Origin of the sequence: Planomicrobium sp. YIM 101495, assembly GCF_009707665.1 — a bacterium.
In the GTDB taxonomy this organism is placed as follows: Bacteria; Bacillota; Bacilli; order Bacillales_A; family Planococcaceae; genus Planococcus.
The window spans coordinates 409,028-427,963 of record NZ_WLZW01000001.1 but is presented as its reverse complement, the minus strand read 5'-3'; the positions used below and the strand labels follow the sequence as shown (position 1 = coordinate 427,963).

Sequence of the window (18,936 nt, the reverse complement as noted above, 5' to 3'; positions counted from 1 at the left end):
CTGAGGAGGCTCAAAGAGCAAAGACGTGCTCCTGCATCGCTTCGCTAGCTTCGTCGCAAAGATGTTGACCGAACTTCCTTCGTTCAACATCTTGCTCCCGCGGAAAGCGTCCGTCTGGAGCGCTTTCTTCTAACTTTAAGAACGCAAATTCATTAGTTCAACTTATATATGCGGACATCTTTCATTTCTGTATTTTCACTCTCGAAACGGTCATTCCGTCTCCGACAGGAAGGAGTATACTTTCCAACTGCGGGTGATTGGCCACCGTTTCATTGAATTTTTTCATCACTTCCGTATAATGCTTAGGTTCAACGGTTTCGTCTGCGACACTGCCGTTCGCAAGTACATTATCCGCCACGATTATAGCGCCATTCTCTGCCAGCTTCAAGCAAGCATCCAAATAGTTTTCATAGTTTTCTTTATCGGCATCAATAAAGAAAAAATCAAAACGCTTGTTCGTCCGCTCCAATTGTTCCAGACTATCCAAAGCTGGTCCGGTCATATAAGAGACTTGATGGCCAAATCCGGCTTCAGCCAGGTTTTTGTGCGCTAAATTTGCGTAGCTCTCTTCCAATTCAAGTGAAGTCAATTTCCCTTCACTGCCGAATCCCCTCGCAAGAAAAATTCCGCTATAGCCTCCGAGAGCTCCGATTTCAAGGACATTCTGACTTCCTGAAAGGGACACGAGCATGGTAAGAAGTTTCCCCGAAGCCGGTGAAACTGACATAGATCTCATTCCATTCTCTTTTATGGAAAGAAGAACGCTTTCTAAAAGGTCGTCTTCATCCTGAAAAACTGAATCGATATAGCTATTAATTTTTTTCATTTTATCTGCTCCCTCATTTGAGTTTGTCTTTCACTTTTTCTTCATCAATACTTACAAAATCGGCCTTTTCTTCTGTTTCTTCAAATTCATGAATCTCGAATAATTGGACAAATTCATCGATAACCGATTCGATTGCTCTTCCTCGGCGTAACGTTTTTGCGCCTTGTTGACGGGGCTCGAAACCTTTCTCTTTAAGCCCTTCCCCTCGGTGTCTAGATTTATAACGGCCTTAATGCCCTTCAGACTCCATCATACTAACCTCCTATTACAAATCAAAATCGTTTTGAATATGTTTCCTCCGCTATGAGCCAGTTCAGGTTCCAAGGGTCAATATCTCACGGATATACTCTCAACCGGCAACACCGGTCCCCCCACATGTTCGTTATGAAGTTATTCCTATTCGTTCCTGATCCATCTTGTCACACCTGAATAAAATCTTTAAGAGTTTATTGCCAATTGACGCAGGGATATGGGGCAGGTTTCATATAGTGAAACTGTGAGCACATATTTTGATATACCACAATAATTATCCTACACTGTAATAGTGGCTATGACTCATTAGAGAAGCTGAATATATTTCAAACAAAAGGAGAATGAACATGTCAACATTCGTAGAATTAGCAGAAAAAAGACGTTCAGTATATGCATTGGGAACAGACAGCAAGTATACACAAAAGGACATTGAGGCGAGAATCCGTGAAGTCGTCAAACAAGTACCTACTGCATTCAATAGCCAGACGACCCGTATTGTCGTGTTGTTTGATGAAGCAAGCACCAAGTTCTGGGATCACATCTATGACGTCCAGAAGAACGTTCTCGAAGGCGGCATGGTCGATTGGATGAACGGTGTTGTAACAGGCGCCAAAAACGGCATCGGAACAGTCCTCTTCTTTGAAGACAGAGATGCAGTCAAAGAAATGCCTGCACAGGGAGCGCGTGAAGAAGCTTACAAACAAAACAACAACGCCAATGCCCAGTACGGTGTGTGGCTCGCTCTTGCAGAAATGAACCTCGGCGCAAGCCTCCAGCATTTCAACGTCGGCTATGAGCAAGGCTTCGACAAAGCGACGAAGGAAATGTTCAACCTACCGGCATCATATGAAATGATTGCGCAAATGCCATTCGGTTCGATCGAACAGGAACTCAGCGAGAAAGAGCATATCGATACTGACGTTCAAGTAAAAGTCTTTAGCTAATTGATTTTTTGACATAACAATTGACGAAGCGAGTCCGCGTGATCTTAATTGATCGGCTGGGCTCGCTTCTTTTTTTGCGGTTGATTCTTTTCTGTTCAAGCAGCTTCCGAAAACGCCTGATAAAAGTAATCATGAACTTTTGAGATTAGAGGTTTTGAGAACAGAAGAGCTTTATGACTTATAACAAATCCATAAAAGACAGCACATGCTCTTCCACTTTATCTTCCACTTCCTTAGTCATGTCTTCTGAATCAAAATGTTCCATGCTTTCATCCGGAATGAGGATAGTTGATGGCTCCTGAATTTCCGCCCTGCGTTCTTCACTATCTTCGGCCTGAGTAATGCTGGATCCATTAAATTTTGAATGGATGATTTCCGTCCGCATATAATTTCCGTTTATATTATAAAAGTCCTCAATCGCTTTGATATCTGTTTCCACATGATTTTCACTTTCCTCGATACTGGTAATCGCATTCACTTTCTTGTAACCCGTTGTTTCGTAAATCCCTTCATCGTTTTCCTCCAATGTTTCAATCATATATACCTCAACATGTTGCACTGTTTCAACATTACCACACGCACTTAAGATGAAAACGGACACGATTAACAAGCCAAATGACAAAAAAATACCCTTCAAGTTCAAGCCCCCTTTTTCATTTAATAAGCAGCAGAATGGTTCTGATCATATATCTCAAATATACTTAATACTCCAATAAAATGATAGACAATTCTGGAAACTAAATTGAATGAGATTTATAAAATACCGCCCGTGAAAATAAATTAAATAAATTGAAGAGGAAGATGGATGCCTGCCAACATCCACCTTCCTCTCTTGTTTGCGGGAACCAGCACTTCCCATGCATTTGTGTCAAACAGTTCTGGTACTTAGTTTTAATGTCATGGCATTGATCGCCACGATAACCGTGGATACGGACATCAGAACTGCCCCTGCTGCAGGGGCCAACGTAATCCCGATGAAAGCCAAAGCTCCCGCAGCCAGGGGAATGGCAATAAAGTTATAGCCGGCTCCCCACACGAGGTTTTGTTTCATTTTACCGGTAGTTTTATTGGCCAATTCGATAAAGGATCCGATATCCCCGGAATCCGACTGCGTCAAAATCACATCAGCAGAATCGATCGCGACTTGAGTTCCGGCTCCGACTGCAATGCCGACATCCGCTATTGCAAGGGACGGTGCATCGTTTACGCCATCCCCGACCATGATGACCGTCTTCCCTTCGTTCTTTAATGATTCCACTAAATCATATTTATCCTGCGGAGATTGATTGGCTCTGTATTCAATGTTCAGTTCCTCCGCAACTCCCTGTGCAGCCGTTTCATTGTCGCCTGTAGCCATAATCGGTTTTATATTGTAATGCTTCAATGCTTGTATCAGCGTTCTGCTCGTTTCTTTCAATTCATCGCCTAATGCGACCGTACCGATCGGATTCCCGTCCTCAACCAGTATACTTAATGTTGCTCCTTTGGGAACATCCATCGCTACATCTCTTCCAAGTGCCTTTTGGCTGATCAATTCGTATTTGCGGCCATTGGCGTTTCCTTCTATACCCGCACCCGACACAACATCAATCGAATCAAAACGGACAGGCTGAATCCCCAGTTTCTCAGCATGATGAATGATCGATTGGGCGATTGGATGGCTCGATCCGCCTTCAATCCCTGCCATTAACGCCGCGATTTCAGCTTCGGTATGTTGACCATCCAGTGTTTCCATGTTCAAAACTTTAAATTCGCCAGTAGTCAACGTACCCGTTTTATCCAGTATCATTACATCAGCCTTAGTTGCTAACTCCAATGCTTCGCGGTCTTTCACCAACAGCCCGCGGCTTGCACCTAAACTGGTGCTTCGTGCAATAACCAGCGGAATGGCAAGGCCGAGAGCGTGTGGACATGCAATGACTAATGTCGTAACCGTAAAAAGAACAGCGGTTTGAATGTCAGCAATGTACAGCCAAACGACAAAAGCGATGAAAGCCGCCGCAATGGCGATATAAAACAGCCAGCCGGCTACTTTTTGAGCCAGATTTTCAGCTCTTGAAGGTTGATCCTGCGCCTGGCTTATCAGGGTTTGAACTTGAGAAATGAACGATTGGTCGCCGGTTTCCTGTACTTCAAGATATAAGATGCCTGCACCGTTCGTGGAACCGCCGATTACTTTGTCCCCGGCTCCTTTTTCAATGGGTTTAGATTCCCCCGTCAGCAAAGCTTCATTGATCCGGGAGGTGCCTCTTTTGATGATGCCATCGGCAGGGACGTTTTCTCCGGCCTGAACCCGTACAAGGTCTCCGACTTTCAGCTCATTTACGGGACGCGTCTCAATGGCATCGTCTTCCAATACCACATGTGCATCTTTCGGCACCAATTCAGCGAGCGATTTTTGCGCGTCTCCTGCCTCTCCGACAGCCTTCATTTCAATCCAGTGCCCAAGGAGCATGATCAACAGCAAGGAAGCAAATTCAAAGAAGAAATCCATAACGTGTCCGCCAGTCACATAGCGTGCCAGCACCGCATAAATGCTATACAGATAGGAAACGGACAACCCTAAAGAAATAAGGGCCATCATACCCGGCGCTTTTTGCCTGAATTCTTCTATCGCCCCCTGAAAGAAAGGTTTACCTCCATAAACCAATAAGATGGTTGCTAATCCTGCGACCACAATATCCGAGTATGGAAAAGTGAATTGAAAGGGAAGCCGAATGTCCATCATCGGCGACAATAACAGAATGATGATGCCAACCGGCAGCGACTTCAGGAAAATTTCTTTGAAATTCCCATGATGGTGATGTCCATGGTCACTATGATCGTGGCCACCATGATTGTGATGGGCATGATCATCATGAATTTTGGCAGGATTGCTGTCGTCTTGAATGCCTTCTTTCACTTGGTCTTCATGGTACGAATGCCCAACATGACTGGAATGATCCATTTTACTGTGATCTACTTGTTCGTCGTGATGGTGGTGATGGTCTTTTTCATTTTTAGCCATTCAGTACGCCTCCTTCAAAATAGTGCTTCTTTATTCCAATTAACCTTTTTACATTCTTTACAGCCACAAAGTCCTCCCCGCAACATACTACCCGGGGGTATATATCTTTTAAAAGTAAAGAGTGCTGTGAAAGCACTCTTATACGACGTTATATCCTTGTTCTTCAATCGCTTCCTGGATTTCGTTTAACGATGTCTTGCCAGAATCATAGTCTACTGCCACTTCACCTTTTTTAAGATCAACTGCCACAGACGAAACCCCTCCGAGTTCACCGACACCCGTTTTAACCGAGTTTACACAGTGGCCACAAGACATACCTTGTACTTTTAATGTTTCAATCATTATTATTCCTCCTAAAGTGGTATTTCCTTAAACTTAACATACCCCATAAGGGTATATCAAGTTTCCAATTTCATTTTTACCTTGTCTTCTTGATGCCCAAGGAATTTACTGGGACCAAAAAGAAAAACCCACCCTATTGATTTGATATTCGATTACTTTTCTATAGACGGCCAACAATGGACCATCACCCGATAAGCTTTCTGTTTTTTTTTCGGAAGGTGTTTGCTGTTTCGCCAATAAATTTGTGCAGTTTCTATGGAGTTTCGGTATTTCCGTTTAGTCTGGAAAGTAGAGGGAAACTCAGTAAATGAAGCAAGAATAAAAAAATGGAGGTTTTAGCATGGCTCATGAACAACATCAGGAATTGATTCAGGCATTGCACGATTGTGCGGCGGAATGTAACCATTGTTTTGATGCTTGTCTGCAGGAAGAAGATGTGAAGATGATGGCCCAATGTATTCGATTAGACCGTGAATGTGCAGACATTTGCGCATTTCTGGAACATGCAATTACCCGCAATTCGCCGTTTGTAGCCGAACTGGCGGCTGTTTGCGCCACCATTTGTGAAGCATGTGCAGATGAATGCGACAAGCACGCCGACCATCACGACCATTGCAAACGCTGTGCGGAAGCTTGCCGCAGATGTGCAGAAGCTTGCCGTAACGTTGCGTAATTTACCCGAAAAGGCTCATTGGAGATATTTTCCGATGAGCCTTTTATCTTTATCAAGTATTATTCCATTTCATTGATCCATTTGTAGCCGATTCCCCAAACGGTGAGGAAATGTTCATCGACTGGAAAACCGGACTGGCGGATTTTTTCCCGGACATTTCGCACATGGGAATCGATGGTCCGCCCTTCCGTCTCCGAGTTGAATCCCCAGATCAACTGGATCAGCTGCTCTCTCGTAAACACCTTATCGGCATTCTTCATCAGATGGCCCACCATCAGAAATTCTTTTGGCGTCAATTTGATGATCTGTTTGCCGTACGTGAGTTCAAACCGGTCTTCGTCCCACACCAAACCATCCACTTCAATGGCGTTTTTCGGAGTTCTTCTGCGAAGCAACGCTCCCATCCGGGCCAGCAACTCATCTTCATTAAACGGCTTTGTGATGTAATCGTCCGCCCCCAGATTCAATCCCTTAACAATATCCTCCTGTTGTTCCCGCGCCGTCAGCATAATGATTGGCACATCCGAAAATTTCCGGATTTCGCGGCACAGTTCCCAGCCATCCATTTCTGGCATCATAATATCCAGTAAGACGAGATCGAAAGGCTCCGATTCCAAATAGTCGAGGGCTTCAAGGGCTCCCAATGCTTTTTTACAGAGGTACTGATGCGGCTTTAAATACAAAGCCACTAAATCCAGCATTCGTTGTTCATCATCAACCAACAGCACTTTCTGCAAGCGAATCCCCCCTTTTCAATTCGATCAGGACGGTTGTCCCTTGTCCGTACTCACTTTGAAGCGTCATGAGACCACCGTGCGATTCGACGATTTCTTTCGCAATCGCCAGGCCAAGACCGCTTCCTCCGTACTGTCTGGACCTCGATTTATCGACCCGATACAATCGGTCAAAGACAAAAGGAAGATCTTTTTCCGGTATGCCCTCTCCTTCATCACGGATGCTTATGGTGATGATACCTTTATCTTGGACTCCCTGTAATACCACTTGTGTTCCTTCAGGAGAATGCTTGCGGGCGTTGTCCAAGACATTCAGCAATACCTGCTGAAAACGTTCGGGATCAATGAAGGCGACAATCTCATGTTCACAACGGACAGCCAATGAAATCTGTTTCTCGTCAAAAGCTGGCCGAACCAAGGCAACGACGGATGCAAAAAGCATCTCCAGTGAAAATTCCTCTTTTTGAATGGCGAACTGGTTATGATCCATCTGAGCCAGCTCAAACAGCTGCCGGATCAATTCCGTCAAATGGGCCGTCTCTTCCCGGATGATGCCAACGTATTCCTTTTTCTCTTCCTCGGATGCATCCGGCCGGCTCGCGATATCGGCATATCCTTTGATATAGGTCAACGGCGTCCGCAACTCGTGCGAAATACTCGCCAAAAATTCATTCCGCTCATTTTTTAAATGTTCCAAGTCACTGGATAGGGCAGTGATGGCGTTCGCCAGCTCTCCCAACTCATCGTTTCGGCCAATATTCAGGCTGACCTCGTGGTGCCCTTCGCTTAACTGTTCCGTCGCTTCTTTCATCCGAATCAACGGCAACGTAATCAATCGGGATAACAGAAAAATTGTGATGACGGTCAACCCGACAGCAATCAGGCCAACAATCAGGAATTGGTTTCGTAAATGACTGACCATCCCTTTGATATGATTCGTTTCCGCAAACATGAACACGTGGCCTCGGTGTTCTCCTTCAATGGTGATTGGGCTGTCCGTCGCAATAAACTCTTTTTTGTCCCATCGCTCTTCCACGACCTTCCCTCCCTGCAGAACCTCATCAAAATCGGTGTGTTCCAACACTTCCCTCATTTCAGGTTCAATCAGATCGGAATGGGTCAATTCGTTGCCAGCTGCATCCGTGATGATGACGATGAAATCGGAGGCCGATTCCATCAACGCCACATGGTTCAATGTCGCCGGTTCAAAACTGTCTTCCAATACTTCGCTGTGGGTGTTCCCTCTTGCAAGCAGGTTGGTCATGACTTCATCCACCCGTTCATTGACAAAAGTAACGTACAGGGTTAGAAACAAAACCGATTCAATGATGATAATAAACACAAAAAACAGCAAACCTATTTTCAATGCAAGCCTGTTTAACATGGCATCCCTCTTTAAGTCGATTGGTTAGCAGCAATCAAGACAAAGACTGCTGCCGAAAGCTGTTGGATTCGGTTCGTCTTTCAAACGGCTAGCTGGTTTCTACTTGGTTTTTCCCTCTTCCAGCAGCGTTTTCCAGGTCTGTAATCCGTCTTCCGACAAGTAGGCATTGCCTTCAAATGTGTAGATCGCCAGTTCCATTTCATCCATCGGGTTTTGTGCAATAAAAGCGATGGCATCTTGTGAAAGGTCCGGTGTATCCACCGGCTCGAGTTCTTCATTTTCCATAGTATACTTCACCAGAGCCGCCGCTGTCCCGTAGCTTCCGAAGTATAAATGGTCTTCGGTGAAATGCACCGCTGTGCCTGTTTCACTTCCGTCTGTAATGGCTTTAAAATTTTCTCCGCCATCCCATGAGAAATAAATCCCTGCAGCCGTAGCTGCAGCGACGAAGTTTGAGTCAGCCGGGTGAAGAGCGAGCGAAGTCACTTCGCCTTCCAGCCCTTCAGCCTTCACAGTTTTCCATGATTCGCCTTCATCACCGCTTTTATATACGCCGGCTTCCAGTAGGGAATTCTTGGCCGGATTGATTAGGAAAATGTCGTTACTGTTATATCCCACCGCCATGGCATGAAAATCCGTTTCTCCTTGAAATGCAATCTCCTCAATCGATTCACCGCTGTCGACGCTTCGCTGTATCCCTAAGGGATTGGGTAATTCTGAGTCTGCACTTGGGTGGCCCGACGTAATAAAACCTTCAGCTGTTGCATTAAAGCCCATATAATCATGAAAATTATCCGTCGTTTCGAACCAGCCCTCTTCCCGGTAAATTTTCAGCCCGATATGCGAGGCAAAATACAGTCCGTTCTCATTTCCTGCATAACCCATCCCATGAACATGATCCATTTTGCCTTCAAACGGCACTTCGAATGATTCTGCTGTATCGGTGCTGCAGCCTGCCACTAAAAGCAAAGCCGACAGCATACTTGTCAATATTCTCTTTTTTGTCATTTGATTATTCCTCCAAATTGTTTTTTCTAAAAATCATTGTACTCCTCCAGTTTAGCGAAAAAATCTCGATTTTTTGTGCAGTTTCTTCTATATAAATGAGAACTTATCCGGCGGTTCACGGACTTGCCACAATCGGGCGGCTATTTCCACCAAATAGAAAATGTCATGATTCCTGCACACAATATGCAAAGTTAAGGGGTAAAGTAACTACAGACAAATGCAGAAAGAAGGAGATTGAAATGCCGAAAAACAGATGGATGATGGGGATGCTGTCGCTTGTGGCAGCCATCACATTAAGCGCCTGCAATACAGATAGCGGGACGAGTGAAGAACCGATGGACATGGACAACGCAACCGAAGAAAATATGAGTGGGGATTCCGAACACATGAACATGGACCATTCCGGTTCAGGTGAAGTGCCGGATGATTTGCAAGAAGCCCAAAATCCAACATTTGAAGTCGGAAGCCAGGCCATTATTGAAACGGATCACATGGAAGGCATGAAAGGTGCTGAAGCAACAATTGTCGGAGCTTACGATACAACCGCTTATGCCTTGACCTACACGCCTGAGACTGGCGGCGAACCGGTGGAAAACCACAAATGGGTGATTCATGAAGAACTGGAAAACCCGGGAGATGAACCACTGGAAGCAGGCGATGAAGCGACCATTTCCGCCGACCATATGGAAGGAATGGACGGTGCAACGGCAACGATTGATTCTGCCGAACAGACGACCGTCTATATGGTTGATTTCGTCCCTACTACTGGAGGAGAGGAAGTCACCAATCATAAGTGGGTGACTGAAGATGAATTATCAGCGGAGTAATTTTTGAAATGACAGTACCATAGTTCTTCCATGTATTGATAAAATCGATGAATAGGCAGTTCAAAGAAAGGCCGCTAATTCCCCTATAAATTAGCGGTTTTTTTCGTACTTTGAGCATAAGCCGGCTTAAAAGAGCAGCGGGGGAGTTTTTTGAACCTTTTCTCCCATAGTATTTTGTGCATTTTCTATGGAGTTTATTCAATACTTCAAATGGTATACAGATAAGGAAGGCATTCATTCCAACTAGACAAAAATCGTTGATAACGTTAATTAAAATGATATAAGGAGAGGATTCTGTGAACAACTATGTGAAATTCGGAGTCATGATTGCAACTTCTACATTCCTGATGTATTGGCTGATGTTTTTAAATGTTTTTCAATTCGAACATATCACACTCAGTGAAACAAGAATCTACATGGCTTTGATCATGGGTTCTGTGATGGCCATTGTCATGATGTTATTCATGTGGCCGATGTATAAAAACAAAAAGGCAAATTCTTTTATTTTAGCCGGCAGTGCTGTGGTATTCGCGCTTTCGCTATGGCTTGTGCGCAGCCAAATATTAATAGAAGACACCGGATGGATGAAAGCGATGATTCCCCACCATTCCATCGCCATCCTGACCAGCGAACGGGCAGACATTTCAGATCCGCGAGCGAGAGAGCTGGCTGATGCGATCATCAAGACGCAGCGTGAAGAAATTGCCGAGATGAAAAGATTGATAGAAGAATTGGAGAACGAGGAATAACCGACTCAAAAAAGGAAGGCCAAGCGGCGAAAAGATTTCGCTTTTGGGCTTCCTTTTTTTCTGGCGATAGATGTTGACCTCATCAATCTTCTTCCGATAAACTCATGATATGTAAACCTATATCTTTTTGAGTTTCAAGCTGCAAAGCCTTACAGAACAGCATTCTGAATGTATCATTTTTTCAAATGAAAATAGTTCGGAATGATTTTCTGGCGAATTCAGTAGAATCGGGGTTCTGAATGTAACTTGCTTCACAATAAGTTACATTCAGATTGAACTACTGAAGATTTATTTTATTTCATCATTTCGTAGTTAACATATAAGCTGTAAAAGGCTGGAATCAGTAAAGCAATTGAGATGCAGACAAGTGCAGCTACTTTACTTTGTTTTCTTAACCGATCATCTCCACTTTTTAAATTTTCAAAAAAGGTGAAAGTAAAATATATGCCGACAACAAGTAAAATTGTCGATAAAACCCCCAGCCAATTTCCTGTTCCTAACAATCCTAAACTAGACATTCGGTTTTCCCCTCTCTTTCCTAGCTTTTATATCTCAGTATTAATATTCATAGAAAATGAATGCAACTTATTTTGTGATGCCTGGCGTTTTCAAGTTCTCAAAAGACAAAAGTAAATAGGAATTAATGATGAGCAAAATCGTATATAAAAGCCCTAACCAATATGCGTTACTTTAAGAATCATTCTTCTCGTTATTAATTTTTTTATTTTCTTCTTCAAGCTTTTGAATTCTTTTTTCCATTTCCGAATCATTGCTTCTCTTAGATTTTTGCATACGATCTATCACGTACAAAAAAAGAACGATCCAAATAACGGATAGGATTACCCAAATGAACATCGGTGAAGATGACATTAAAATTCCTCCTTTCGAATTTCAACGAATGTAACTTAACTGCACTTAAGTTACATTCACTTCCTTAATATTCCGCGTTATTTTGTTTCTTCTGTTTCTGCGAGCTTCTTACAAATATATCCTACGATGTATTCTCTCTTTGTTAATTCTTCAATATCCTGATTTTCAACTAACTCAGCTATTACCTGATTTACTTTTTTCCATTGCTCGGTATTTTCATATTTTTCATACGGATGTGTCATTCTACTATTCACCTTCACTTTGGTTTTTGTGTCTCGTCTTTATAATACTTATTTTACCATTCATAATCTCTATAGATAGAAGCCAATAGATTATTTCTCACTAAAAACCGTTCGTAAACGTGTCAAATGACTTTACGAACGTTCGCAAAATTGCATACACATTTGCGAACGCTTCAATGTGTCCTGGATATTACTTTTTTATTCAAGGCAACTGCATAGTCGTTGGATCATTCTTCATTCCCCGCTGATCGCCTTGATTTCCCGCCATTTGCCGTAGCGGTAATAAAGGAAGGCGAAGACGCTTGAGATGACGAAGGAAATGCCGATGCCGAGCGCGATGCCGTCCTGCCCGTACCACTGGGCGAACAGCCAGGTGAGCGGATAGCGCAGGACCCAGAACGACAGGATGTTGAGGATGAGCACCTGGAACATGGCTCCTGCTGCGCGGACGGTGCCGTTCAGGATGAAGTTGATGCCGAGGAACGGATAGAAGAATGCGACGCCCTTCAAATACTGGGTGCCGAATTCCACCGCCTCTTCTTCTTTCAGGAACAGCCGGACAGCGGGCTCTGCAAGGAGGTAAAGGATGCCGGCGATGACGAGCATGATGCCGAGGTTATAGAAAAAGCCGTAGCGTGTGACCCGCTCTACGCGGTCCCATTGCCCTGCCCCGATATTTTGCCCGGCCATGGAGTTGATGGCTGTGCCGAGCGCCTGCGCCGGCAGCATGATCAGGCTGTCGAGCCTTTGTGCCGCACCGTACCCTGCGACGACTGCCGGACCGAACGAAGCGACGACGCTCATGATGGCAAGAATGCCGGCTGAGATGACGCTCATCTGCAGACCTGCCGGGATGCCGAGTCTCAGGATATCGAGCACTTCCCGTTTCGCTGGCACGGATGGCCGGGTGAACGGCAGAATTCTTTTACTGCGGATGTAAAAGAAGCCGATGAAGAATGCTGCGCCCTGGGAGACGATGGTGGCGTACGCCGCTCCTTCCACGCCCCAGCCGAAGCCGGAGATGAACAGCGGGTCCAGTACCGTATTCAAAGCGACGGCGATCGCCACGAAATAAAGCGGCGACTTCGAATCCCCGACGGAGCGGAGTGCTGTCCCGATAAAGTTATAGCCGAACAAGAACAGCATCCCGATGAAGTTGATTTTCAAATATGCAGCTGCCATCGGTATGATCGCTTCCGGTGTCCCAACAAGGTGCAGGAGCGGTTCTGCGAGAAAGAACCCGACGATGCCAAGGCCGACCGACATTGCGGTGAGCAACACAACGAACGCGTTCAAATAGTGTTGCAGTCCTTCCCCGCTCTTCCGCCCTTTTTGCTGGGACAGGATTGTCAGCGCAGCATTATTCAAGCCAATGACAAAGGACAGGACCGTGAATAGAATCGTTCCTGATAAACTGACCGCTGCAAGTGCACCCGCACCAATCAAGTTGCCGACCCACAAACTGTCGATCAGCTGATACGACACTTGCAGTAAATTCGCGAGAAGGATCGGTCCCGAAAAGTAGAACAACTGTTTTGCGATCGGTCCTTCCGTGAAATCATGTTGGTTTGCCATGAATCTGCCCTACTTTCTATATATGCCCTTTCATTATCGGCACTGCATCGGGCGGAATCAATCGGAATGCTCCGTGAAAAAGCGCCCGGGAGGAAGCGGGCGCCAAAAGCTACTTTATTGTTTGTTCAATGCTTCCAACAAGCCCATCGAACCGACGTTCAAATCCAGCCGGATGATGTCATAAACTTCGTGATCATGTGGGATTTCGAATTCATCTAAGTAGTCACGTATGTGTGCTTCTAATCTGCCTGCCAACAGCTCGGCCGTGCCCCTTTCCGCCGCTACTTTCCGTCCTTCTTCCATGAACAGATCCAGCCATTCCGCCACTTGCTGCAGTGCTAGTTCCGGTTCTTTCGTCTGGTTGAAATGGCCGTAATAAATCCGGTCGAGCTTCATTTCCGAAAAGCGCACAATGGCACGGTGCATCGCCTGCTCATTGAACTGGTTCGGCGAAGTCGACGGCAAGAACAGTGCGACTCCTTCTTTTGCCAGCTGTTCATATCGCACGCCGACCGTATCTCCGGCAAACATACCGTTCGAAACGGGATCGTAAATGCTGAAATGATGATTTGCATGCCCTGGTGTGTCGAGGAACTTCAATGAACACGCCGGACTCAGCTCCAGCTCGTCCCCTTCCCGTTTGATCAACAGGCGCTCTTCGGGAATCGGCACGACCGGTTCGAAAAAGCGGTCGAACGATTCTCCGTAAACCATCTTGGCACCAGCAGTCAGACGCGATGGGTCCGCGAGATGCCGTGCACCTTTCTCATGGACGACGACCGTCGCGTTCGGACAGTCCTCCAAGAGAAATCCTGCTCCGCCGGCATGATCAAGGTGCACGTGCGTCACGATGATGTACTTCACCTCATCCAATGTATGGCCGATTTCAGCGAGTCCGGCGGTGATGCGCGGCACGGACGGGCTCGGGCCGGTATCGACGAGTGTCAGCTGCTCCTCATCGATGACATACGTCCCTGTCCGGTGTTTCAGTCCCATATCGTATCCATCAATCAAGTAGATGCGTTCATCCAAGCGCATCGTTTTTTCATTATCCATTCCAGCTTCCTCCTCTGAATTCAATCTTCACTCTAACCCTATTCCCTAAATCCGTTGAAAACCCTCCTAGAAATCCGTGATTTGCGTTTCATTCCCCCGACACAAGCCGAGACGCCCGCTTCCATTCCGGAAAAATGATATGATGAATAAGATTTTTTGCTCTGTACGGAGTATACTGATGGCAAGCGATTTATAAAATTGATCTTAAAGGAGAAATGGTGATGGATTCATTCAATCAGTCGTTAGGCGAATTTATCGAAAATGCTGGCTGGCTCGCCCCTGTATTCTTTGTGGTCCTCCATCTCATCCGTCCATTCCTATTCCTTCCGGTGATCGTCGTCTGCGTAGCTGGTGGTTTGTTATTCGGTTTCGTCGAAGGCGCACTGCTTTCATTCATCGGCTTGTCTTTGATGGGCATCATTTCGTATTTGCTCGTCGAGCGGATGCCGAAGTTCCGCGCGAAATTGACCCCGCTGAAGAAAAAGCTTTTTGGGGAGCGGAAAGTCTCGGTCGGACAAGTGATGTTGCTGCGTGTCATGCCGTTCGTCCATTTCCACCTGCTGTCGTTGTTCTTGATCGAATCAACACGTTCCTTCAAAGAATACGCCTACTTCAGCATCCTCGGCATGGTCATGCCAGCAGTCCTGTACACGGCATTCGGCCAAGCAATCGCCGAGTTTTCGTGGATCGGCAGTCTCCTGTTTTTCGCGGTGCTGCTGATCGCCTACATCGGGATCGAGAAATGGCATAAGCGCCACAAAGAAAGAATGACGAAAGAACCGGTCTCCTAATTGAGGGGAGCCGGTTCTTTCTTATTTTATTACGACTGATACTGTTCCAAAAAGTCGAGCATTGTTTCGTACACACGGATCTCGTTCTCTTTTTTCGAGAATCCGTGTCCTTCGTCGTCCAGCACTAAGTAGTCGACTGTGCGACCGGCTTGCTTCAGCTTCTCGACGATTTGATCGGACTCTTCTTTGACGACGCGCGGATCTTTTGCCCCTTGGATGACAAGCATTGGCTTCGTCATGCCGTCCAGATACGTCACTGGTGAATCCTTGATGAACCGCTCCTTGTCGCGGACGGGATCCCCGACCCAGCGATCCATAATCGGCTTCCAGTGCGGCGGGACCGAGCGGACGAACGTGAACAAATCGGACACGCCGAAAATATCGACGACTGCCTTGAAACGGTCTGCGTGGCGGCCGTGTAACAGAAGCGCCATGTAGCCACCGTAACTGCCTCCGACAAGGAACAATTTGTCCGGGCTTGAAATGCCTTCATCGAACAGCCAGTCGATCGCAGCTAAGCAGTCGAGGCGCGGTCCTTCTCCCCAATCACGTTCCACCATCTTCGTGAAGGCGGAACCATAGCCGGTACTGCCGCGGAAGTTCGGTGCCATGATCGAGTAGCCGCGGTTCAGGAAGCTCTGGAACATCGAGCGGAATTGTTTACGCTCAGCTGATTGAGGACCACCATGCGGCCAGAAGATCGTATGGCCGTTATCATTTTCAGGCTTGGCACGGAACAGCAGTGCTTCGATCATACGTTCGTCAAAACTTTCGTATTGGACGACATCGGGGTCGACCATTCCGTCAAGCGATACGCCGAGGACGCGGTTCTCTGTCAACTGTATCCACGTACCGTCCGTTTCACGGACAAATAAGTTATGTGGCAAACGGGCACTACGGCCAAGAAGATATACTTTTCCAGACGAGCCGAGCTGTACTTTATCCATGAGCGCAACCGGGCAGTCGATCGCTTCCGGCTGTGCAGCCCCAGGCTCATAGCGATAAAGGAAGTCTTCCACCCCTTTTTCTGTCACGAGGTAAAACACTTTCCGCTCGTCATCCCACTTCAATTCGGAGATGCTCTCCCCTTCGATTTCCAAGACCCGTTCGAACGTTTTCGTCGCAAGGTCGAATTTAGCCAAGTATCGGAAGTCGCTTTCGAAATCGGTGACGAAATGGATCGTCTGTGCATCCGTGAACAACGCTTCGTGAATCGTATGCACAGTTTCCGGATCCGGTGTCAGCGGCAATTCTTCGCCGTCCACTCGCACAAACGCTGTGCTGAACGTATTGGCAAACATTTTCTTGAAGATGAAGGATTTCTCGTCTTCAGATACCGCTTCAAGCTGTGTCATGGCTCCGTCACCAGTATGAAGAAGATGGTCTTCACCGGTCTTCAAATCAAGCACGTGCGTGTTCAAGAATTCAGGGTTTGCTTTCGACGTCATGTAATACAATCGCTCGCCGTCTTCACTTAATGAAGCGAAGAAGAACTTCTCATCCGCTGCTGTCCCTTCGATCAATGGCTGCGGAAGACCGCCCTCATACGGGATTGCGTAAAACTGGTGGTTCTCGTCCCCGTCTTTGTCGAAGCCCGCGAGCGTGAAACGCTTGTTGTCTTCCAGGTGGATAAAGCTCCCCGACTGGTCCGCCTGGGCGTACAAGTACGGAAACTTATTCGGCAAATCCATCGCCCATAGGTTCATCTTGCCATTCAAGTTGCTGCTGAAGACGAGGCGCTGCTCATCTTTACTTACCGTAAAATCGGTGATGACATATGTACGGAAAAATTGTTCCACTTGTGTTTTCGGAAAAGAAATCATGAAGTTCCTCCTTAAGTTTTGCCTGCTTCTTCATTTAACCATACAGATTCCTTCAAGTCAGCAGTGTTTTCTGAAACTTCAGCTCAATTAAAACGTACAATATAGGTGAGGTGATTGAAATGAAACAGAAATGGATTCTCCCGTTTAGCATCTTCTTCGCGTTGATCCTGATGCCGATAAGCGTCTTCGCTGATGACTTCTCGATCAGCGATGTAGAAATCAAGGCGCTGCTCCAGGAAAATGGGACCGTACAAGTGACAGAGACCCACACGTATGTATTCGAAGATGATTTCAACGGCTTGACGCGTGAACTCATCCCGAAAGAAGGAACGTCCATCGACGGATTTCAGGCATTCGAGAACGGCCGGAAGCTTGATGTGGAGCGGGATGACAACCTATACAAAGTCCACCGTCCTGCCGATGATGAGACCGTGACCGTCGAACTTTTGTATACAATCAACGGTGCGATAGTATCATACGAAGACGGTGCACAATTTTACTGGCCGTTCTTCAGTGACGACAACGAAACCGATTATGAAAACATGACCATTACAATCACGCCGCCTGCACCCGCTGACGAAGCGGAATTCCTTGGCTACGATGAAGCTTTCGAGTCGGGTCAGTTGGAATCAGATGGAACGGTCGTCTTCGCACTCGGCCACGTACCGTCAGGCAAAAATGGCGACATCCGGGTCATTTACGAAAATGATTTATTTACTGGATTAGCCACAGCAAACGGTACAGTCCGTGATGCCATCCGGCAAGACCGCGAAGATGCAGTTGAAGACGCAATTGCCTTCGAGCAAAACCAGTCGACTGCACAGTCCTTCGGTTCGGTTGCGGTGCCAGTCGGAGGAGCTTCCCTCCTCGGCTTGTTCGGAATTCTCTTTGGCCGCTCCCGGAAGATCAAACGGGAAGCGTTGGAAACGAAAAACGGTACACCAGTCGTAAACGATGAGCTGAGCATTCCTGCTGCGCTTTACTTTTCGCATTCACCATTTTTGAATGCTAATACACTCGCTGCGGCGATGATGGAGCTTATCCGGAAAGGATACGTCCTGCAACACTCAGAAAAAGAATTCGAACTGTTGTCTTCGAAAACCGAGTACCCGCACGAAAAAGTTTTGCTCGACTTTCTTTTCAACGAAGTCGGAAAAGGAAAGATCCTTCACTTGGATCAGCTCGAGCGCTACTCGGAAAATGAGAAGGTCCAACCCGTTTATATGCAAGCGGTCTCGGAGCATGGAAAACTGGTTGCTGAAGAAGTGAAAGAGCAGCACATGTACGACAAGAGCCCGATTATCCGCTGGTCTGCCGCGTTTGTTGGACTTCTCTTCGGAGGAGTCGCCATTTATACCGGCATTTACGGCTTGGAAATGTGGATGGCACTTTCCCTTTTCATTACTATGGCAGCCGCCATTTTCGCAGCGTTCTATTCGCCTATGACAGTGAAAGGACACCGTATCAAACAGCAATGGAAGCATCTGAAAGCTGCGATGGACGACTTGCCAGAGGAAGTATGGAATAGCTGGTCCGCCGATAAAAAACAGCGTGCATACGCCTATTACGTCGGAACTGGTGCAGCAGAATCCTCCGGCACAATGCATGCGTTTCGCACACAAGAACAATACGGCAGTCTGGCGTTTGATCCAGTCTTCATGATGCTGATCTTCGTAGCAGCAAACAACAATACCGGAACAGCCAGTGCCGCTTCTTCCGCTTCCGTCGGTGGTGGCGGAGGAATTGGCGGTGGCGGTGGTGGATCCGGCGCATTTTAACGAAAGTGAAAACCTGGTTCGGGCTTGTCCCGTCAGGTTTTTTCTTCAGTCTTAA

The 18,936-nt window shown here is 46.5% G+C and carries 19 protein-coding genes; 6 read left to right on the top strand and 13 right to left on the bottom strand.

Translation table 11 applies throughout. The features are described 5' to 3' along the window. Positions 1-181: 181 nt before the first annotated feature. Positions 182-826: an O-methyltransferase gene (locus tag GIW82_RS02170; RefSeq protein ID WP_154748279.1), complete on the bottom strand. Its 645-nt coding sequence runs from the start codon at positions 824-826 to the stop codon at positions 182-184. Between the two features lie 599 nt (positions 827-1,425). Between GIW82_RS02170 and GIW82_RS02165 the strand changes: the two genes are divergently transcribed. After that, entirely contained in the window at positions 1,426-2,022 is a 597-nt protein-coding gene (locus GIW82_RS02165; protein ID WP_154748278.1) for a nitroreductase family protein, read from the top strand. 178 nt (positions 2,023-2,200) lie between these two features. Here GIW82_RS02165 and GIW82_RS02160 read toward each other — a convergent pair whose 3' ends face one another. The 3 genes from GIW82_RS02160 to copZ form a co-directional block, all read right to left on the bottom strand. Next, on the bottom strand, positions 2,201-2,560 hold the full coding sequence (locus GIW82_RS02160) for a hypothetical protein (RefSeq protein ID WP_230309142.1): 360 nt from the start codon (positions 2,558-2,560) through the stop codon (positions 2,201-2,203). 330 nt (positions 2,561-2,890) lie between these two features. Continuing rightward, a complete protein-coding gene (locus GIW82_RS02155) occupies positions 2,891-5,029 on the bottom strand; it encodes a copper-translocating P-type ATPase (protein ID WP_154748276.1) in 2,139 nt (712 codons plus the stop codon). A 138-nt stretch (positions 5,030-5,167) separates the two neighbouring features. Then, on the bottom strand, positions 5,168-5,371 hold the full coding sequence (gene copZ, locus GIW82_RS02150; protein ID WP_154748275.1) for a copper chaperone CopZ: 204 nt from the start codon (positions 5,369-5,371) through the stop codon (positions 5,168-5,170). A 340-nt stretch (positions 5,372-5,711) separates the two neighbouring features. Here copZ and GIW82_RS02145 point away from each other — a divergent pair, with 340 nt between their 5' ends. After that, positions 5,712-6,044 carry a four-helix bundle copper-binding protein gene (locus GIW82_RS02145; protein ID WP_154748274.1) on the top strand — a complete coding sequence of 111 codons (333 nt, stop codon included), beginning with the start codon at positions 5,712-5,714 and terminating at the stop codon, positions 6,042-6,044. 59 nt (positions 6,045-6,103) lie between these two features. Here the strand turns inward: GIW82_RS02145 and GIW82_RS02140 are convergent, their stop codons facing one another. The 3 genes from GIW82_RS02140 to GIW82_RS02130 form a co-directional block, all read right to left on the bottom strand. Continuing rightward, the gene (locus GIW82_RS02140; RefSeq protein ID WP_195913921.1) at positions 6,104-6,781 is read right to left on the bottom strand and encodes a response regulator transcription factor; all 678 of its coding nucleotides are present in this window, start codon (positions 6,779-6,781) and stop codon (positions 6,104-6,106) included. Further along, on the bottom strand, positions 6,759-8,162 hold the full coding sequence (locus tag GIW82_RS02135) for a sensor histidine kinase (RefSeq protein ID WP_154748273.1): 1,404 nt from the start codon (positions 8,160-8,162) through the stop codon (positions 6,759-6,761). The genes GIW82_RS02140 and GIW82_RS02135 overlap by 23 nt, the downstream gene beginning before the upstream one ends. Positions 8,163-8,261: 99 nt before the next feature. Beyond that, the gene (locus tag GIW82_RS02130; protein WP_154748272.1) at positions 8,262-9,170 is read right to left on the bottom strand and encodes a F510_1955 family glycosylhydrolase; all 909 of its coding nucleotides are present in this window, start codon (positions 9,168-9,170) and stop codon (positions 8,262-8,264) included. 239 nt (positions 9,171-9,409) lie between these two features. Between GIW82_RS02130 and GIW82_RS02125 the strand changes: the two genes are divergently transcribed. Together GIW82_RS02125 and GIW82_RS02120 are read left to right on the top strand one after the other, a co-directional pair. Continuing rightward, entirely contained in the window at positions 9,410-9,997 is a 588-nt protein-coding gene (locus tag GIW82_RS02125; protein ID WP_154748271.1) for a YdhK family protein, read from the top strand. A 296-nt stretch (positions 9,998-10,293) separates the two neighbouring features. Further along, positions 10,294-10,746 (top strand): DUF305 domain-containing protein, encoded by a 453-nt coding sequence (locus GIW82_RS02120; RefSeq protein ID WP_370455964.1) that lies wholly within the window; start codon positions 10,294-10,296, stop codon positions 10,744-10,746. 293 nt (positions 10,747-11,039) lie between these two features. Here GIW82_RS02120 and GIW82_RS02115 read toward each other — a convergent pair whose 3' ends face one another. The 5 genes from GIW82_RS02115 to GIW82_RS02105 all read right to left on the bottom strand — a co-directional run bounded on the left by GIW82_RS02115 (position 11,040) and on the right by GIW82_RS02105 (position 14,489). After that, positions 11,040-11,264 (bottom strand): hypothetical protein, encoded by a 225-nt coding sequence (locus GIW82_RS02115; protein ID WP_154748270.1) that lies wholly within the window; start codon positions 11,262-11,264, stop codon positions 11,040-11,042. A 172-nt stretch (positions 11,265-11,436) separates the two neighbouring features. Next, complete coding sequence (locus tag GIW82_RS14660) at positions 11,437-11,616, bottom strand: hypothetical protein (RefSeq protein WP_195913920.1); 180 nt, start codon at positions 11,614-11,616, stop codon at positions 11,437-11,439. 77 nt (positions 11,617-11,693) lie between these two features. Then, positions 11,694-11,858: a hypothetical protein gene (locus GIW82_RS14655; protein WP_195913919.1), complete on the bottom strand. Its 165-nt coding sequence runs from the start codon at positions 11,856-11,858 to the stop codon at positions 11,694-11,696. Between the two features lie 234 nt (positions 11,859-12,092). Beyond that, a complete protein-coding gene (locus GIW82_RS02110) occupies positions 12,093-13,433 on the bottom strand; it encodes an MATE family efflux transporter (protein ID WP_154748269.1) in 1,341 nt (446 codons plus the stop codon). 114 nt (positions 13,434-13,547) lie between these two features. After that, entirely contained in the window at positions 13,548-14,489 is a 942-nt protein-coding gene (locus tag GIW82_RS02105) for an MBL fold metallo-hydrolase (protein ID WP_154748268.1), read from the bottom strand. 221 nt (positions 14,490-14,710) lie between these two features. Here GIW82_RS02105 and GIW82_RS02100 point away from each other — a divergent pair, with 221 nt between their 5' ends. After that, a complete protein-coding gene (locus GIW82_RS02100) occupies positions 14,711-15,280 on the top strand; it encodes a TVP38/TMEM64 family protein (RefSeq protein ID WP_154748267.1) in 570 nt (189 codons plus the stop codon). Between the two features lie 29 nt (positions 15,281-15,309). On the opposite strand, the gene GIW82_RS02095 is transcribed toward GIW82_RS02100, so the two are convergent. After that, positions 15,310-17,103 carry a S9 family peptidase gene (locus GIW82_RS02095; protein WP_154748266.1) on the bottom strand — a complete coding sequence of 598 codons (1,794 nt, stop codon included), beginning with the start codon at positions 17,101-17,103 and terminating at the stop codon, positions 15,310-15,312. A 119-nt stretch (positions 17,104-17,222) separates the two neighbouring features. On the opposite strand from GIW82_RS02095, the gene GIW82_RS02090 reads away from it, so the two are divergent. Then, positions 17,223-18,881: a DUF2207 domain-containing protein gene (locus GIW82_RS02090; RefSeq protein ID WP_154748265.1), complete on the top strand. Its 1,659-nt coding sequence runs from the start codon at positions 17,223-17,225 to the stop codon at positions 18,879-18,881. Positions 18,882-18,936: the final 55 nt, after the last annotated feature.

Coding starts and splice junctions, on each gene's coding strand:
- GIW82_RS02110 (WP_154748269.1), bottom strand. CDS start 13,433: ATGGCAAACCAACATGATTTCACGGAAGGACCGATCGCAAAACAGTTG.
- GIW82_RS02105 (WP_154748268.1), bottom strand. CDS start 14,489: ATGGATAATGAAAAAACGATGCGCTTGGATGAACGCATCTACTTGATT.
- GIW82_RS02100 (WP_154748267.1), top strand. CDS start 14,711: ATGGATTCATTCAATCAGTCGTTAGGCGAATTTATCGAAAATGCTGGC.
- GIW82_RS02170 (WP_154748279.1), bottom strand. CDS start 826: ATGAAAAAAATTAATAGCTATATCGATTCAGTTTTTCAGGATGAAGAC.
- copZ (WP_154748275.1), bottom strand. CDS start 5,371: ATGATTGAAACATTAAAAGTACAAGGTATGTCTTGTGGCCACTGTGTA.
- GIW82_RS14655 (WP_195913919.1), bottom strand. CDS start 11,858: ATGACACATCCGTATGAAAAATATGAAAATACCGAGCAATGGAAAAAA.
- GIW82_RS02155 (WP_154748276.1), bottom strand. CDS start 5,029: ATGGCTAAAAATGAAAAAGACCATCACCACCATCACGACGAACAAGTA.
- GIW82_RS02130 (WP_154748272.1), bottom strand. CDS start 9,170: ATGACAAAAAAGAGAATATTGACAAGTATGCTGTCGGCTTTGCTTTTA.
- GIW82_RS02135 (WP_154748273.1), bottom strand. CDS start 8,162: ATGTTAAACAGGCTTGCATTGAAAATAGGTTTGCTGTTTTTTGTGTTT.
- GIW82_RS02165 (WP_154748278.1), top strand. CDS start 1,426: ATGTCAACATTCGTAGAATTAGCAGAAAAAAGACGTTCAGTATATGCA.
- GIW82_RS02115 (WP_154748270.1), bottom strand. CDS start 11,264: ATGTCTAGTTTAGGATTGTTAGGAACAGGAAATTGGCTGGGGGTTTTA.
- GIW82_RS02125 (WP_154748271.1), top strand. CDS start 9,410: ATGCCGAAAAACAGATGGATGATGGGGATGCTGTCGCTTGTGGCAGCC.
- GIW82_RS02145 (WP_154748274.1), top strand. CDS start 5,712: ATGGCTCATGAACAACATCAGGAATTGATTCAGGCATTGCACGATTGT.
- GIW82_RS02090 (WP_154748265.1), top strand. CDS start 17,223: ATGAAACAGAAATGGATTCTCCCGTTTAGCATCTTCTTCGCGTTGATC.
- GIW82_RS14660 (WP_195913920.1), bottom strand. CDS start 11,616: ATGTCATCTTCACCGATGTTCATTTGGGTAATCCTATCCGTTATTTGG.
- GIW82_RS02095 (WP_154748266.1), bottom strand. CDS start 17,103: ATGATTTCTTTTCCGAAAACACAAGTGGAACAATTTTTCCGTACATAT.
- GIW82_RS02160 (WP_230309142.1), bottom strand. CDS start 2,560: ATGATTGAAACATTGGAGGAAAACGATGAAGGGATTTACGAAACAACG.